A 16,551-nucleotide genomic window follows, 5' to 3' on the forward strand; every position below is an offset into this window, starting at 1 on the left:
AAGACGAGCAGGCTCGAGCAGAGCAGCGCGAGGCCGGCCGCGGTCAGTGCCAGGAAGCTTCCGGAAACACGGTCATGATTGCGCATGAAATACCCTCGATTGCACCGCAGAAGAGAGAGCAGCAATCGCTGCGTTGCGCCGTTTGACCGGTCAGCAAATAAATGAATAGTCAAAACCAGCGCATTATTCCTGCTGTTGTTAGGAGAGAAAGCATTTTTCCAGCGTGGCTACGGCTCGCTCCGCCGTCTTGCGGCGGAGATAAAGAAACCGCGCATGAGAACCGCAGGAGTGTTCAGCGCTTCCGCGTTTGCAGCCCTAAGAGGCTCGGTCCGATTGAACAACTAGCATTTACACGCAGATCCGAGAGCAGATGGGCAACTTGGCTTCGGAAGAAAGGTCAAATTTCAGGCGTGGAGAGCTTGCGACGTTGACGCGCCGATTTAAGCCGCTTGAACCCTGCACAGGTAGCTGTCTAGTTCGTGCTTCAGCCGAGAGCTTTCCTCAGATAGCAGTTCGGCAGAAATCAGCACCTGCATCGAAGCCCCTCCGGTTTCCTTTGCGCGGTTGGTGACTTCACCGGCGCTCGCTGCCACCTGGGTCGTCCTGGCCGCCGCTTCCTGCAAATTGAACGCGATGCTCTTGCTGGTCGCCTCCTGTTCCCCGATCGATTCGACCACGGTCATGGCGATGTCCGAGATGCGGCCGATGATGACGCCAATTTCGGTAAGCGCGCCGACCGACTCTGTCGTCGCGGCCTGAATGCCGCCAATGTGCTCGCTGATCTCAACAGTCGCGTGCGCGGTTTGCGTCGCGAGCGATTTCACTTCCTGGGCGACAACCGCGAAACCTCTGCCACGATCGCCGGCGCGCGCGGCTTCAATCGTCGCATTCAGCGCGAGCAAATTGGTTTGCCGCGCGATCGCGGCGATCAGCTGGACCACGCTGCCGATTCGCTCCGCCGCGGCCGTCAAATTAACCATGCGCTGGTCACTGAGTTCGGCCTTGCGAACCGCTTCGCGCGCCATATTGGCCACTTCTTCGACCCGCCGGCCCACATCGGCGATGGTTGCCGCCATTTCGCCCGTCGCGGCTGCGACACGTTGGACGTTTTCAGACGCATCCTCCGATGAAGAGGCGACCTCTATGGAGAGTTGCCGGCTGTGATCAGCCGAACTGGTAAGGCTGCGTGCGGAGACTTCAAGTTTTGTGGAGGCGGACGAAACAGTGTCGATCACCTTGCCTACGGCGGCTTCGAATTCGCCGGCGAGCCGAGCGATATCGGCCCTCCGCTGCTCGGCTGCGGTACGATCCTGTTCGGCCTTTGCGTCGAGCTCTGCCTGCGCCTTCTCGCGAGCTCTCAGCTTGAACATTTCGACTGCCTCGGCCATCTCGCCAAGCTCATCCTTTCGGCCAAGGCCCGGGAGAACCACATCGAACCGACCGTCGCCGAGCTGGCGCATGGCAGCCGTCATCGAAGCGACCGTTTTGGCAATGCGCTGGCCGAACAGTAAGGCGAGCAGGCCCACGACCATCGTTGCAAGCCCGATCACCCAGATCAGCTTCCGACGAATTTCTTCAGCCCGCATTTCCGCAGCCCGCGAGCGCGCGTCAGCGGCAGCCATGATCTTCACGAGCGCCGGGCGGATACGGTCGTAGATCTGTGCGAGATCGTCGACCTGGTCGCTCAGCGCTTGCTGCGTCACCATGAACGACATAAAACTCGACTTGTATGCGCGGATCAGTTCGAGGATCTGGGATTTCAGCTCTGCGGGTAGGCCGCCCTGAGCGAGCGCGGTTTCGAATTCCACCTCCCGGTCCGCCAGTTGATCGCCATATTTGTCTTCGCCGCGCAGCATGAAATCTTTCTCGTGCCTGCGTATCATCAGCATCAAGATCGTGAGGCGTGGCTGGTTCAGCTCTGCCAGCCGTTGCTCGACGGTGTGCACGGCCTTGCGCAGCTTGCCCTGAAATCCGTCCTCTTCGTTGAAGCCGAGGTTGCGTTGCGCTGCCACGAGGTTATGAAAGCGCGTTGCATAGAGACCAATCACCGGCCGCAGGGAGGTCGCCTGCTTCAGCGGGTCATCCTCCAGCAACCCCGTCACAAATGCTTCGATGCGACTCAAGTCTGCGAGCTGCTGCTCATAATTGTCCGCATACTTCTTGATCGATACTTCACTGGGCTTGCGCAGGAAGTCGCTCGCGATTTGTCGTGACTCGAGGAAGCTTTGCGACAACGATATGACATCGGCTTTGAATTGGTTGCTATCGTTCGAAGCGCTCTGGACGAGGCTCGCGTAATTCAGGGCGGCGGCGCAGATTGCACCGGTGACGAGGACCCCGGAAATCCCGAGTAGTGCCATTTGGCCGCGCAATCCAATGCGTACGCCACGGCAGCCCTTTGATTGCCCGAAACTCCTCGTAGCAATTTTACTCATTTTACCCCTTCAATAAGTTTTTGCCCCCGCGCAGTGCTGGTTATCGCGAGTGCGACGGGCGCATTTCTATATGGAGCTAAACGGGAGAGGACGTCATTCGGTCGATGACAACCTGCCAATTAAATTACATTGATTTCGAAATCCTGAACTCGCAGTGTAGGTGAAGCACTATTGCTCGGCGTCGTGGTGAGTGAACTTTCCCCGACGAGGGTTGCGCCGCGATGATAGGGAGCGAAGCTCGCTGGGCGAAAACGGTCCGAGGCGCGCTACATAGCCTTGAGGACACTTTGCAGATTTATCAAAGAGAACTCAATTTACAGGCCGACGATGAGATGCGAACTGCCAGAACAGGTCGGTAGTGGCTCACGGCGTGTGACACGTTGATCATTTTTGCATTAAAGATGCGAAACATGCGCGAAAAACGCCGCCAAGCGGCGCTGAATTCGGTTATCCGGATCACTCATGCGCGGATCAAAGATGATTGAAGCGCTCGCAACGGTGATTCTCTCACAAGCTTGGAGCGGTCGATGAGTGATTGATCTGCTCATCTCGATGCTTCTTCAATGGCCCCTTGGGGCGTTTTCCTCCCTGACTTGGCCGCGCGTAATGTTCGCGCGGCCTTTTCCGCGTCCAACAAGGTGCCGGTCGATAGCAGGATTCAGCGGGTCTTAAACGCAATAAACGCGTGGAACGCTGTTAGGACACAAGGCCACGCCCCGGTCGCCTCATCGAGGCTCCCTTTTTAAGTTCAGGGCGACCAAGTCAAGTAAGCAGTGAATCTCTCCTCGTCCATCTCGCGGCCATTCTGTCGACGCTATGGCCCGTAAATGACCTCGACAGATCGACTGTCTGCGAACGTCACGGCGCCTCGCCGTGAACGCGCGATCGCCCCTCCCATTAGCCAAACCGAGCGTTTCGAGTGCCGCCCGCCGCTCCCGAGGCTCAGTGCTGGCGTCTCATCCATGACGGGACCGGATCGAGTGGCGTGCGATAGACCTCAGCGTTCTCGGGGCTGGTGACCCGAACCGCACAGCCTTTCGCCTTCAGGTCCGGATGTACAATAGACAGTTCGGTCGCAAGCTGGTCCGCTTGATCGGAGGCAACCTCGATGTTTTCGAGAATGAGGCTGCCTTGGTTCTTGTACTCCTCGTCAATCACAAGATCAAAAGAGTAGTACGGCATCCGAAGGTCACCCATTTGATCGGATTCGTCCCTTGGGGCGCATCCTTACCTCCACTCAGGCTTCGTCAGATGGTCCAGTCGTTCGTATGGAGAGAGATAACTAGGAGCCGCATCGATTCTACCGACAAGATAGTCGGTTCGCAGAGTTCGGCTTATCTCCATCTCCTGCAGTAACATTTATCGGCTTCCTAAAAGCGAAATTCGCTAATCAGGGACCTCGCATCGGCGACAATCTGCGCCAGCTCAGCAGAATGCAAAGTTTTTCCGTGCCGTGATGGCGTCAACTTTTGGGCCAACGCGGGCAAGGCAGGAGATCGCCAAAAATGGCTATGTCACGCTTAAGCTCAGCATCGGTGCGGCCTCGTCCAGATAGCTCACCAGGAGCTTCACAACTGTGATCTCGAAATTCAACTGAGTGACAACATCATGTTGTCTACGCCTACCTCCACATGGTCGGTCTTTCGGAAAGGGCCTCGCGGCCGATCTGTTTGAGGCGGTCGGGCATCGTCTCACCTCTGATGGCGGCTTCCAGAATCTTCGAGGCGACGTAAGTGCGGGCGCCGGTATCATACGGCGAAAGGCTCTCGCAGACCTCGTCGAGGATCGCGCGCAGAAGCGCGGTGGTAGCGGCATCCAACATTTGGAGATCTCCCCATCCCTAGTGAGGAGGATAATGCACATTTCGTGTTTCGCGGTTCAAGTGTGTTTGATCGGGTAAGAGATCTGCGACTGCCGCGCCCCGCCACAGAGCGGTCTCCACCTTCTCTTTCTGCTTCGCCCAACACACGGTTTCTCGGCTTGTGCCGGTGTTCGATTGGGGCTGTCCAGCCTCGATCGCGCTTACGTTTCGATGGACTTTACCGCATCGATGACGCGCTCGTGCTGGTCGGCGAAATCGCCGTGGCCGCCATCTTCATCGCCTGAGATGGGCGGCTAATACGTCTGTCATACCGTTCCGCGAGGTCCAGTAGTCTCTTTCTGATGAAGGGGTCTGCCTTGTCCGCTAGATCGCGAATAATGCGAGCCCGGTCTCTCAAAAACTGTTCGTCCACGAAAACACCCATTCACTGCAAACTTCAGTATTCTGAGACTATTCAGTCGTTTAGTTGTGGAGCCGCGCTAAGGAGTCGGCAACGACAGTATCACGTTGTCGATCAGACGTGTCGAGCCGACATAGGCTGCGGCGCATAGTGCAGCGGTACGCCGCAGAGGACTCTCGGCGGGCTTGAGCGTATCAGCGTCGACAAGCTCAAGGTACTGCAGTCGATCGACCGTATTCAACCGCTCCTTTGCGATCGCAATCAGCTGTTCCACGTCGCGCTCTCCTGAGCGAAACTTATCCGCTGCGGCGAACAGCCCACGGCTGATGGCAAAAGCGCGCCGACGTTCTTCCTCGCTTAGATAGCGGTTGCGACTGCTCATCGCGAGCCCGTCCGGTTCCCGGACCGTTTGTACGGTGACGATCTTAGTTGGAAGATTGAGGTCAATTGCCATGCGGCGCAGCACCGCGCATTGCTGAAAATCCTTTTGTCCAAAAAACGCGACATCCGGCTGCACCATGTTGAATAGCTTGCCAACGACAGTCGCCACCCCACGAAAATGCCCAGGCCTGAAAGCTCCGCACATTGGTTTTGCGAGCTCGCCCGGTTCGACGAAGGTCTCAAATTGAGCCGGATAGATCTCCTGTATATCCGGCGCAAAGACGATCGCAACGCCGGCATCGCGACACAGCTCTTGATCGCGCAGGAAGTCGCGCGGATAGGTGCTGAGATCCTCATTTGGCCCGAACTGAGTGGGATTGACGAAGATGCTAACTACGGTGACGTCGCATTGCGTCCGGCTGGCCGCGACCAGCGCCAGATGGCCGTCGTGTAGATAGCCCATCGTCGGCACAAGTCCGACGCGTTTATCGGCGCTGCGAAACTCTGCGAGCGCGCGACGAAGCTCTGCGACCGTCGTGATCGTTTGCATGTTGTGCTTTACATCAGGTTGGATTGGAGGGTGTCCAGTTCGCGACCGTGTCGCGAAGGCTTTCAGGAAGCAGATAGGACTCTTGCGATGTCGGGAATGCACCGTTGCGGACATCGGCTGCCCAACGCGACAGGGCCTCCTGCAACAACTGGAAACCATTGGCATAGGCGCGAACAAATTTGGGGCGATGACCTTCAGTCAATCCCAGCACATCGTGAAAGACGAGCACTTGGCCTGAGCAGCCAGGACCCGCACCGATTCCGATGGTCGGTATCCTCAGGGATTCGGTCGCTCGCTCCCCGAGCTCAGCCGGAATACCCTCCAGGACGAGAGCGAAACAGCCGGCCTCCTGTAGACGGTGGGCGTCATCGAGCAGGCGCAAGGCATCATCGGCCTTCCGGCCCTGCACCTTGAACCCACCCATGACATTGACGCTCTGCGGAGTCAGGCCGAGATGGCCCATCACAGGAATTTCGCAATCGATCAGGGCGCGCATCATCTCGATACGCTTGGCACCCCCCTCGAGTTTGACAGCGCCGGCGCCACGCTGCAGGAAACCTCCGGCATTGCGTATCGTCTCCGCTGGACTGAGATGGAAGCTAAGAAAGGGCATATCGGCCACGAGCAAGGCACGAGGCTTTGTGCGTACAACGGCTTCGAGGTGATGGTTCATGATCGCCATGCTCACCGGCAACGTATCATCGAATCCAAGACAGACGTTGCCGACGCTGTCCCCGACAAGGATGACATCCACGATCGGATCGGCGATGCGTGCTGTAACCGCGTCGTAAGCGGTGGTCATCGCGATACGACGCCCCTCCTCCTTCCATCGCTGCAGGACCGGAATCGTGACGCGTTCAACAGGCGGCTCAGAAATGTGGCTCATCTTAGATCCCGATCCACCCCCGCATGCGTGGAGTCGGCGCTTCCTTGGGAAGGCGAGAGGAAGCTGTCAATGGGGAGAGGAAAAAAGGAAATTACCTCTCCAGGGTCACTGACAGACGCATCAAAACCTCCAATGATCGCGCGATCATCAAATAAGAACTTCTCAGCCATTCTTCCTCATGCGGAGCGGCTTTGGGTCACGCCGACGCACACCGCGCGACTCAGCCCAGCTTAAGCCGAGGGAGGTCGCTCAGCCGCGGACGGCTCGTCGGCATGCGCGGCTGTGTTGATCCATGACATCGAGGCCGCGCCAACCTGAAACCAGAACGACGCCGCGCCCAGCAAGGCTGCGAGCCCAAGAGGCACGAGATCTTTCGGGTCGGAATTAGAATTGGCACGCGCCGTAAGGTACGGGAAGGCGATGTCCATTAAGTGGCAGCGTCGGTAGCAATCGTAGTTGCAATATTCTCTCCGCGTTACCACCTCTCGCACGTAACCCGGACCTAAGGACCGAGAACATTCGGCGCAGGTTCTGTCGCCGCGCGGGGTCCTTTGATTCACGAGTATAAATTTCATAGCGTGGCAGCCATGCATTAAGCCGCTCGCAACCAGCGAAACCATTTATGGTCGGCCTCCCGCCGCGCCTTGAAGCGGTCGACGCATTTCTTGGAGCAAAGGGCCGTTCGCCAGCAGTAATAACGGATCAGCCCGAACCTTCCACCGCATATCGCGCAGCACCTTACTGAACCGCGGTGCGAACTATGAGAGCTGTTGCGCATTCCTCGCCTCCTATCGGCATTAGGTGGGTAGCCCCCTTTCTTCGCTGCAGCACCATGCCCGCACGTGAAGTGCGACGCTGGCGATGCCTAGTCTCGCGGCATGTGCGGACACCGGGCGCAAGAGTTTGAGCTCTGAATTGCGCCTCCTTGGCGAAGCGGCACGCTCCATCGGGTGCTTCGCCGGCCAAGTCTTAATTGTTGACTGTAACGATATTTCCATCTTGATTAATGCAATGAGTCGCGCGTTGGCGCTTAAATGCCGCGTGCGGGCTGCTTTCCTCGACGGAATTCAACTGTCGCCGACGGGGTGCGTACAGCAACTGATCTGTAGCTATCAGTGCCACCTCTTTGCCTTTACGCGGTTAAAGGACGGCAATCCGAAACCCGACGGTCGAACCTTGGGTTCCCGCTCGCTAAACGCGCCAAGCGGGGCCTTAAGCTAACGCATCGGCGGCATCTCTGATGCCGACGTAGATTTCATCAATATCTGCCCTTGTGACGCAATATGGTGGCATTACATAGATTGTATTGCCGAGCGGGCGCAGCAGCAGATTTCGGTCCTTAAAGAAAGCCTGAAGCTTCGGACCGACGCCCGCGAGATAGCCTGCATCCTTCGTTTTCAGATCGAGTGCTGTAATCGTGCCGGTCCAACGGACGTTTGCGAAGCGCGGGTCGGCGCGGAATGGCTCAATTGCCTGCTCTTGCATCGTGGCGACCGACGCCACACGTTGGCGGGATTCCGGATCTTGCCAGAGATCCAGGTTGGCCTTTGCCGCGGCGCAGGCCACTGGATTTGCCGTATATGAACTCGAATGAAAGAACGTACGCGTCCGATCTTTCGAATAATGCGCGTCGAAAATATCCGCGCGACAGAGTGTCACCGCGAGTGGAAGCGCCCCTCCCGTGAGGCCCTTCGAATAGCAGGCGATATCGGGGGTGACATTAGCTTGCTCGCAGGCGAACAATGTTCCGGTGCGGCCCCAGCCTGTCATGACCTCATCGGCAATGAACAGGACGTCCGAGACCTCGCAGATCCGCTTCATCTCTCTTAGCACCCAGGCTGGGTACATCAGCATTCCGCCCACCCCCAATATCAGAGGCTCCACAATAAAAGCTGCCGGCATTTCGTTTCGACATGCAGACTCGAGCGCATCGAGCGTCGCCTGTTCATGACCTCTCGTCGGGAACGGGATTGACGTCACGTCGAACAGCAGGGACCCATAGGCCGCATTGAACACGCCGCGGGCACCGATCGACATCGCCCCAACCGTATCGCCGTGGTAGGAATGTTGCATCACTACAAGGCGTATTCGCTGTCTCCCGATATTATGCCAATAGCCGAGTGCCATCTTCAAGGCGACTTCCACACTGGCTGAGCCACTGTCAGAGAAGAAGACATAGTCAAGACCAGGGGGTGCGACTTTCAACAGCAGTGCCGCAACCTCCTCAGCCGGATCGTGAGTGTAGCCAGCGAAGATGATCTGGTTCAGCTTGCCTGCCTGGTTCTGAATGGCGCTCACGATATGTGGATGGCAATGACCATGGGTCACGACCCACCAGGATGAGATTGAGTCCACGATTCGACGACCATCCGCGGTGTGGAGATAAGCACCATCGCCGCGCACAACCCTTGTCATCTCGTCCTGAAGGGCGTGTTGCGTGAACGGATGCCAGATTGGCGACCTCGTCTTTGGCATCATCTCTTGAAATCATCAGCACGGAACGAGGTTTTGAACGCGGCCTGCAGCGTGTCTGCCGTGAGAGGCGAAAGCCAAGGTAATCGCCCTAACCAACGCACCCGCCCGATCTCGCGAATTGCAGTCTGAATCTCAGCATTTCTTTCGCCGATGAAGGCAATCCCAAGAATGGGGATCTGGCGCTTTCGCAGAGCCTCTATCGACAGCAGCGAGTGATTGATGGTGCCCAGTGCCGTGCTCGCGCAAAGCACGACTGGAAGCCGCCATCGCTCGAAGACATCAATGTAGAGTGTCTCGCCACTCAGCGGGACCATCAGGCCGCCAGCACCCTCAATCACTAAAGGTCGATTCCCGGTGTCCGGCACATCGAGCACATCTGGCTCGATGCGAATTCCGTCAATTTCGGCGGAATGACGGGGCGACGCGGGCGTTTGGAGGCGATAACCCTCCCGCACGATGCGATCGGACGGGAGATTGCCCAGTCGCGCGACGAGCTCAGTATCGGTCTCTCCTTCAAGGCCGGCCTGAATCGGTTTCCAATAACTCGCGCCAAGGAGATCGGCGAGCCCCGCGGAAAACACCGTTTTTCCAATTCCGGTATCGGTGCCTGTCACGACGATCCGCTGGCTCATAAAACTTCACCTCTCGTCTCCTCGATCAGAGCATCGAGCATTGCAAGCACGTCATCCTCCCCAACGTTGAGCGTCAGTGAAATTCGCAAACGGGCCGTGCCCGCCGGCACGGTTGGCGGCCGGATTCCGCGGATATCGAAACCGCGAGCCTGCAATGCAGAGGCAAGTCGGATCGCCCGTGCGTTGTCGCCAACGATATACGGCACGATCTGCGAGGCCGAAGGACTTCGGCAACCGCGCAAACCCATCTCCCGATGCGTGAACGCGACCAGCTTGGCCAGACGCTGCTGCCGCTCAGGTTCATGTTGCAGGATGAAGAGTGCCTCCCGCACGGCAACAGCCATCAGCGGTGAGGGCGCGGTGGCGAAGATAAAGGGACGGCAGCGATTGATCATGAAGTCGCGCAGCACGCCGGAGGCAGTGACAAGCGCACCGGCTGCACCCAGCGCCTTGCCGCAGGTATGAACGACCAGGAGATTTTCGCGCCCTTCATAGCGGGCGGTCAGCCCCCGTCCCCGCTCGCCGTAAACGCCCGTGGCATGAGCCTCATCCACCATCAAGAACGCGCCGTACCGGTCCGCGATCGCGACCAGGTCTTCGAGCGGTGCGAAATCGCCATCCATGCTGTAGATACTTTCGACCACGATCCAGACGCGGCCTGTTCCGCCCTCGGCCCGCCAGTCACGAATTGTGTCTTCGATCGATTGGGTATCATTATGGGCGCTTATCCGAAACTCTGCACGGCCAGCGCGCGCGCCTTCATGAATACTGGCGTGCACCAGAGAATCGAGAACAAGCAGATCGCCCCGCTGCGGCAGCGTTGTCAGGATGGCAAAATTTGCGACATAACCGCCACCAAAGAATAGCGTCGTCTCGGCCCTAAAGAACTGAGCCGCTTCTTTTTCGAGAGTTTCGTGTTCCTCGCAATTGCCGCGCAGAAGCCGCGACCCGCCGGCTCCGATCGGCGTGCCGGCCACCAGCGCGGCGGAGACAGCCTTTTTCATCCGTGGCGCGCTCGCCAGCGCTAGATAATCGTTCGACGCAAAATCGATGCCCGCGCGCGGCTTGAGGCCACGCAGCCGGTTGTCTACCTTCAGGGCATGCAAGGCCGCGACATAGTCGCCAAGATTGGCTGTGTGGATTAAATTCATTCTTCACTCGCAAAGTAGCGGTCGATCTCTCGAAAGTTCCTGATGGCCGCGAAGAACAAAGCTTCGGCATCGGGCTCTTGGTTTTCAACCTGACAAGATGCGCTTTTTTTCGGCCAACCACCACAACGCGCGGTCTGAAGAGTTTCGCTTCCGCTTCATCGAAGGAGGCATATGCAACGATAATGATTTTGTCTCCGGGCATCGCGAGGCGCACAGCCGCTCTGCTCAAATCTATGGTGCCAGATCCGCGGGGGCGTCCTCCACATAAGGTGGCGCGCACCAGTGCAACCGGATCGGGACGCTCCGCAGTATCATTGATCGGCACGCCCTTGACCTCGTTCCACAGGTTAATCGGCACGCTTTCCGGATGGCTTCGAAGATTGGCGAGTAGCACGAGCATGCCGAGCCGATCCTCGACGCGCTCGCCCATGCCGACGATACCGCCACAACAGACCTTGATGCCGGCGTCGCGCACGTGTGCCAGTGTGTCGATGCGATCTTGCAGGGTGCGGGTGGTGATGATCTTGTCGTAGAACTCGGGCGAGGTATCGACGTTGTGATTGTAGAAGTCGAGCCCGACCTCGGAGAGCCGGGTGGCCTGCTTCGACGTCAGCATGCCGAGCGTGACGCAGGTTTCCATGCCAAGGTCTTTAACAGCGCTGATCATGTCGCAGACCTGATCGAGATCTCGGTCGTTCGGACTGCGCCAGGCCGCGGCCATGCAGAAGCGCGTCGCGCCAGCGTCCTTGGCGGCTCGCGCGGTGGCGACCACTTCGGGGCGATCCATCAGGCGGGTGGCTTTCAGGCCGGTGTCGTAATGCGCGCTCTGCGAGCAATAGCCGCAGTCTTCCGGACAGCCACCGGTCTTGATGCTGAGCAGGCTTGCTGTTTCGACGTGGTTTGGATCGAAGTTCTTGCGATGAACGCTCTGCGCCTGCAACATCAGGTCGGCAAACCGCAGGCCATAGAGTGCTTCGGCCTCGGCGCGCTGCCAGTCATGGCGGACGGGCGCGCTGTCGCCTCCGTCATTCCGTTTCACTCCCACGGCAGCAACCATAAGTCTCGCCTTCCTTATAATAGATAATCCGGGCGATTATCTATAATGTGACCGCCCGTTCCTGCTTGCTTTGCTTCTCCAACATGAAACATAACCGTATGCAGACGCCCAAAGACCGCGAAGGTCTGCAGGTACTGCAGAAATTCTGCAAAACGAGCGGCCTTATGCCGACCATCGACGGAGGGGCAATGATAGATAATCTATGATGACTGACGAGAACACGACGATTGCGGTGCGCATTGCGGAGTCAATCAGTGAGCGCATCATCAGCGGCGCGCTGCAGCCAGACGTCCCGCTCCGGCAGGATCATGTCGCGCGGGAATTCAATTCCAGCCACGTCCCGGTGCGCGAGGCTTTTCGGCAACTGGAGGCTCAACATCTTGTTGTCGCTGTGACTCGCCGCGGCGTGCGGGTTGCCCCGCTCGATACCAATTCAGTGAAGGAGATCGCCGAGATGCGTGCAGCGCTCGAAGTGGTCGCGTTGCGCAATGCGGCTTCAAAGCTCACATCGGCACAATTGGCACGGATCGAGCTCGCCCTGATTGAAGGAGAGAATGCCCAGACGATTCAGGATTTTGAGATGGCCAACCGCGCCTTTCACCACGCGCTGATGGCGCCCTGCGCGATGCCGCGCCTGCTCGCGAGCCTCGATGGACTACAGCTTGCAAATTCGCGATTGGTGTTTGCAACGGCGCGCAGTGCAGGCTGGCAACCGCGGTCCAATCAGGATCACCGCCTGATTCTGCGGGCACTGCGAGCACGCAACGTCGATCAAGCCTGTAATCTGCTCGCGCGCCACATTCAAACGATTGAGCGCCTTGCCCTTCCCGCGCCTGACCAGGAATGAGATCTGGCGAGGTCAGCTGCAGACAGCAAGCCATCGCAAGACTGTCAAACGACCGACCGTCTTGCCGAGCGATATAACCTGCGACGACAGCGTTGCAGCGGGGTCGATCCCAAGATAGTTATGCGATCTACTTCCGTAATCACCCAACGGCCATCCATGATTCGTCACATCGTTCTATTCACCGCCAAAGATGAGGCCGACATCGACCAAATCATCGAAGGCCTGTCGGTTCTCACCAATATCCCACATGCACGCCGGCTCGAGGTTGCTCGCAATCGCAAGACCGACCAGCTCGACAACGATATCGACGTCGTGGTCTATGGTGAGTTCGATAACGAGACGGAACTCGCAGCTTACAAAGCGCATGAGCTATACCAGGAAGCGATCAGGCGGGTACGACCACTCCGGGAGCTGCGGTTCGCAGCTGACTACAATTTATCAACGGATGCGCGTTTCGCCTCAACGACAGTGATAAGCCAAGTTACTCGGCCCACCGCGTCCACTGGCGGGGGTTAACCTGAAAATCGAATTCAAGAGCTTGCGGGTCCTTGGCGAGCGTCGCTCTCGTTGGGGTAAGGATCACAATCGGAGCGCGTCTCCCAGCACGGCAGTCCTCGGTGACTGACTGGCCGATGCACGTCCGCGAGTTACCGTGGATTGGGCCTGTCACAGCGATGCGATGTCTCGCGCATCGACCGCACCTTACGTTTCTTGATAGCGCAGCAAGGCATGAGTTGCTCGGGCGCTACTCATATCTGTCCTGCGACCCCTTTAGCACCTACATGGTCGCGAACGGACAGGCGAGTTGCAACGGAGAGGCTCTCGAGGGCGATCCATGGGAAGTCCTTCGCACCCTGCTCGCCGAGTATCCGCAAGAGCATCGCCTCGATCTCCCGCCGTTCCAAGGAGGTGCGGTTGGGTTCTTTGGTTACGATCTGAACAGGACTCTCGAGCGATTGCCGGCGCCGGCAATTCCCGGTCAGCGTTTGCCGCAATCCATCCTGCATTTCTATGACGTGGTCATCAGCTTCGACCACCGTGACGACAGATGCTGGATCGTTTCTACCGGATGGCCGGAGCAGGATCCCGCACGTCGCGCCGAGCGCGCACGCCGTCGAGCCGACGAGTTTGCAGCAGCATTGCTTGCTGGCCCAAAGACGTCGTGGAACGCCTTCCCCGGCCGAACTGCCGCATGGCATTCGAACTTCAGCCGTGAGGGCTACATTGCGGCGGTACAGCGCGTCATCGACTTGATTCTGGCTGGAGAGGTCTTCCAGGCTAACATTGCGCAGCGCTTCAGCGCCCGCCTGTCGACCTCATTTGATCCTCTTGCCTTCTACTGCCAGCTGCGGTCGTTGAACCCGGCTCCCTTTGCGGCCCTCCTGCGCTACGGCAAGCTTACCATTGCATCGAGCTCGCCGGAACGATTCCTGAGGCTCGACGGACGACAGATCGAAACGCGCCCCATCAAAGGCACGATCGCGCGTTCTGCTGATTCCAAGGAAGACCAGCGTCGCGCTGAAATCCTAGTCACGTCCGAAAAGGACCGTGCCGAGAATACTATGATCGTCGACCTCATGCGCAACGATCTGTCGCGCGTTTGCACTCCACATTCGATCGACGTTCCAGTGCTGTGCGGCCTCGAATCCTACGCCTCAGTGCACCACCTCGTATCGATCGTTACGGGTGAACTTGCAGACGACCAAGACGCTATTACCCTGCTTCGAGCTTGCTTTCCCGGAGGCTCCATTACAGGGGCGCCAAAGGTGCGATCGATGGAAATCATTGCGGAAATCGAGCGGGCGGCGCGATACGTCTATTGCGGGGCGATTGGCTTTATCAGCTTCAACGGGCACATGGACACGAATATCGCGATCCGCACTGTCACGATCGACGACGATCTGGCCGTGTTTCATGCGGGTGGCGGCGTGACGGCGATGTCGGATCCAGAGGCCGAATACGAAGAGACGCTCGCCAAGGCGCAGCGAATCTTTGACGCGTTTCGTGCTGAAACATCCGGTGCATCTTGATTGTCATCATCGACAACTACGACTCCTTCGTCTTCAACATCGCCCGCTATTTCCGCAAGCTTGGTGAAGCAACGGAAGTGATCCGGAACGACGTGGTCGGCGTTAGCGATCTTGTTGGCCTCAAGCCGCGCGCAGTAGTTATCTCGCCCGGTCCCTGCGGTCCAGCTGAGGCCGGAATATCCACCGCCGTCGTCCGCGAACTTTCGGGTCAAGTCCCTATTTTAGGCATCTGCCTCGGTCACCAGTGCATTGGGAGCGTTTTCGGCGCTCAAGTGGCGCGTGCACGTCGCCCTATGCATGGTCGATCCTCCTACGTAACTCATGATAGCCGAGGGCTATTCAAGGAACTCCCGTCCCCACTTCGCGTCGGGCGCTACCATTCTCTCGTTGTCGAGGTCGATGAGTCATGCGCCTCGCATCTCACGGTGACAGCGCGTTCGGAGCAAGGCGAGGTCATGGCCATCGCACATCGATATCACCCAACTATTGGTGTGCAGTTCCACCCTGAATCGATACTTACCCAACAAGGGCACGTGCTGCTGCTCAACTTCTTGCGACTCATATAGTCTTCCAGGGGGTGAGGAGCTGAAGTTGCGTCACACGCATGGGCTCCCGGCCTGCTCAGAATCCCGCTCCGAGCGGTTGGTCTTTTCGATTTGAGTAGAGCGACGCCGCCGCGTTCGTTCGACGGCACCAAAAGCGTTCAGCATGCCGAGTGTGCCGCCCATCAGGATGGCAAGGAAAGTTGCCGCCGCAGGATCCCGATTGAGAGTGCGCGCCGACAACGATGCGGCTGAGGACGCGCGGCCGAGGTAATTGCTGCCGAGCGGCAGCGCCGAGCACGAGCGCGCGAACAGTCATTGTCGACCGGCGCGCCGAGTTGTGAGGGGCGATGTACGGGACGTGTGATCGCCATCAGGCGGCAACGATGCTAGCGCCGATTCGTGCCTGCGAGCGGACCGCCCCAGGTGCGACCGGGGCGAGCGCTTCGACTGCAGCAATGGTCTGATCAGTTTCAATGATGACCGCGCCTCGGGTCAGATGGGATCCCGGCGATATAGACCAGCAACCCAAGGAAGAGATAGACCGAGCAGAAGATCATGACGCAGACCTGGATGAGCGGCATGTCGCGTGTCGAGACCGGTATCGATCAGACGGTGCGCAAGCCCTGGGTACCCACAATCGACAGTTTCAGACCGCTCTTGCTCTAACACTTGGCCGCTGGTGGCCCAAGGTCTGGCTTCCTTCAGATGCGTGCGATACGGACCAGCGTTGGCCTCATCGCGGAAGCGGCCAACGATTTGAAGGCGGATTGGCAGCCCACTAGTTTGTGCCGAAGCCAGAGCGCTTCGTTCTCGACATGAGGGCTGCTGTACCTGGGCGAACTCTCTGACGAAACTGGGAGCACTTCTCGAGCAGCAGCGCCAGAACTGCAATTTTTTCTGCCACCGCATGTCAAGCTGATCACGCAGCGCCAGCCCGCCGGGCGTTCTGCCGGATGAGGCTTCATCCACTCGGCGAGCTGCGGCGCACCCATCAGACAGGACTGCATCGAGACGTCGGCGAAGTCCGAGGTGGTCACGGTCTGCTCGTGGCAATTTGCCGGAGAGGAGAGACCGCAGAGCACAGCGATGATCTTGATCACGACTGGAGAGCCCCATCGCTGCGATGGGCATTTGCCCGGATGATCTTGATGGCTTTGGCCACCGTGCGCGGATGCAGGCCTAGCGCGTGGATCACTTCCTTCTTCTTGCAGCCGAGATTACACTCGAGGTAGCCGCGCACACGCTCGACGTTGAATGCCTCCAGCTCCTTGGAGCCGGGGCGCAGGTTCAGCGCTTCAATGGTACAGAATTCGGGGAACATGTTTGAAGCTGCCCACCCG

13 protein-coding genes and 2 pseudogenes are annotated in these 16,551 nt (G+C 58.4%); 4 read left to right on the forward strand and 11 right to left on the reverse strand.

Translation table 11 applies throughout. The features are described 5' to 3' along the window. Nucleotides 1-440: 440 nt before the first annotated feature. The 9 genes and pseudogenes from ABID59_RS21530 to bioB form a co-directional block, all read right to left on the reverse strand. The gene (locus tag ABID59_RS21530) at nt 441-2,360 is read right to left on the reverse strand and encodes a methyl-accepting chemotaxis protein (protein WP_354084698.1); all 1,920 of its coding nucleotides are present in this window, start codon (nt 2,358-2,360) and stop codon (nt 441-443) included. 1,017 nt (nt 2,361-3,377) lie between these two features. After that, the gene (locus ABID59_RS21535) at nt 3,378-3,617 is read right to left on the reverse strand and encodes a hypothetical protein (RefSeq protein ID WP_354084810.1); all 240 of its coding nucleotides are present in this window, start codon (nt 3,615-3,617) and stop codon (nt 3,378-3,380) included. Between the two features lie 439 nt (nt 3,618-4,056). Then, nucleotides 4,057-4,257, reverse strand: a complete 201-nt coding sequence (locus ABID59_RS21540; RefSeq protein ID WP_085398914.1) for a hypothetical protein — start codon at nt 4,255-4,257, stop codon at nt 4,057-4,059. A 479-nt stretch (nt 4,258-4,736) separates the two neighbouring features. Beyond that, entirely contained in the window at nt 4,737-5,588 is an 852-nt protein-coding gene (panC, locus tag ABID59_RS21545) for a pantoate--beta-alanine ligase (RefSeq protein WP_354084699.1), read from the reverse strand. 13 nt (nt 5,589-5,601) lie between these two features. After that, nucleotides 5,602-6,474 (reverse strand): 3-methyl-2-oxobutanoate hydroxymethyltransferase, encoded by an 873-nt coding sequence (gene panB, locus ABID59_RS21550; RefSeq protein ID WP_354084700.1) that lies wholly within the window; start codon nt 6,472-6,474, stop codon nt 5,602-5,604. A gap of 1,212 nt (nt 6,475-7,686) precedes the next feature. Then, complete coding sequence (locus ABID59_RS21555; protein ID WP_354084701.1) at nt 7,687-8,952, reverse strand: adenosylmethionine--8-amino-7-oxononanoate transaminase; 1,266 nt, start codon at nt 8,950-8,952, stop codon at nt 7,687-7,689. After that, nucleotides 8,949-9,581 (reverse strand): dethiobiotin synthase, encoded by a 633-nt coding sequence (gene bioD, locus ABID59_RS21560; protein ID WP_354084702.1) that lies wholly within the window; start codon nt 9,579-9,581, stop codon nt 8,949-8,951. Before bioD ends, ABID59_RS21555 begins: the two co-directional genes overlap by 4 nt. Beyond that, nucleotides 9,578-10,573: pseudogene (locus ABID59_RS21565) on the reverse strand (8-amino-7-oxononanoate synthase); the annotation flags it as partial. The gene bioD and the pseudogene ABID59_RS21565, both read right to left, overlap by 4 nt. Further along, complete coding sequence (gene bioB, locus ABID59_RS37445; RefSeq protein WP_502916814.1) at nt 10,461-11,789, reverse strand: biotin synthase BioB; 1,329 nt, start codon at nt 11,787-11,789, stop codon at nt 10,461-10,463. The gene bioB and the pseudogene ABID59_RS21565, both read right to left, overlap by 113 nt. A gap of 202 nt (nt 11,790-11,991) precedes the next feature. Here bioB and ABID59_RS21580 point away from each other — a divergent pair, with 202 nt between their 5' ends. The 4 genes from ABID59_RS21580 (at nt 11,992) to ABID59_RS21595 (ending at nt 15,232) form a co-directional block, all read left to right on the forward strand. Beyond that, nucleotides 11,992-12,636 carry a GntR family transcriptional regulator gene (locus tag ABID59_RS21580; protein WP_354084704.1) on the forward strand — a complete coding sequence of 215 codons (645 nt, stop codon included), beginning with the start codon at nt 11,992-11,994 and terminating at the stop codon, nt 12,634-12,636. A gap of 156 nt (nt 12,637-12,792) precedes the next feature. Next, nucleotides 12,793-13,152, forward strand: a complete 360-nt coding sequence (locus ABID59_RS21585; protein ID WP_354084705.1) for a Dabb family protein — start codon at nt 12,793-12,795, stop codon at nt 13,150-13,152. Between the two features lie 116 nt (nt 13,153-13,268). Continuing rightward, entirely contained in the window at nt 13,269-14,666 is a 1,398-nt protein-coding gene (pabB, locus tag ABID59_RS21590) for an aminodeoxychorismate synthase component I (protein ID WP_354084811.1), read from the forward strand. Beyond that, a complete protein-coding gene (locus ABID59_RS21595) occupies nt 14,663-15,232 on the forward strand; it encodes an anthranilate synthase component II (RefSeq protein WP_354084706.1) in 570 nt (189 codons plus the stop codon). Before pabB ends, ABID59_RS21595 begins: the two co-directional genes overlap by 4 nt. A gap of 881 nt (nt 15,233-16,113) precedes the next feature. Here ABID59_RS21595 and ABID59_RS21600 read toward each other — a convergent pair. Together ABID59_RS21600 and ABID59_RS21605 are read right to left on the reverse strand one after the other, a co-directional pair. Beyond that, nucleotides 16,114-16,311 (reverse strand): annotated as a pseudogene (locus ABID59_RS21600) (hypothetical protein); the annotation flags it as partial. Beyond that, nucleotides 16,308-16,532 carry a hypothetical protein gene (locus ABID59_RS21605; RefSeq protein WP_148750447.1) on the reverse strand — a complete coding sequence of 75 codons (225 nt, stop codon included), beginning with the start codon at nt 16,530-16,532 and terminating at the stop codon, nt 16,308-16,310. The gene ABID59_RS21605 and the pseudogene ABID59_RS21600, both read right to left, overlap by 4 nt. Between the last annotated feature and the right edge of the window lie 19 nt (nt 16,533-16,551).

It is taken from the genome of Bradyrhizobium sp. S3.3.6, assembly GCF_040546905.1.
In the GTDB taxonomy this organism is placed as follows: Bacteria; Pseudomonadota; Alphaproteobacteria; order Rhizobiales; family Xanthobacteraceae; genus Bradyrhizobium; species Bradyrhizobium cytisi.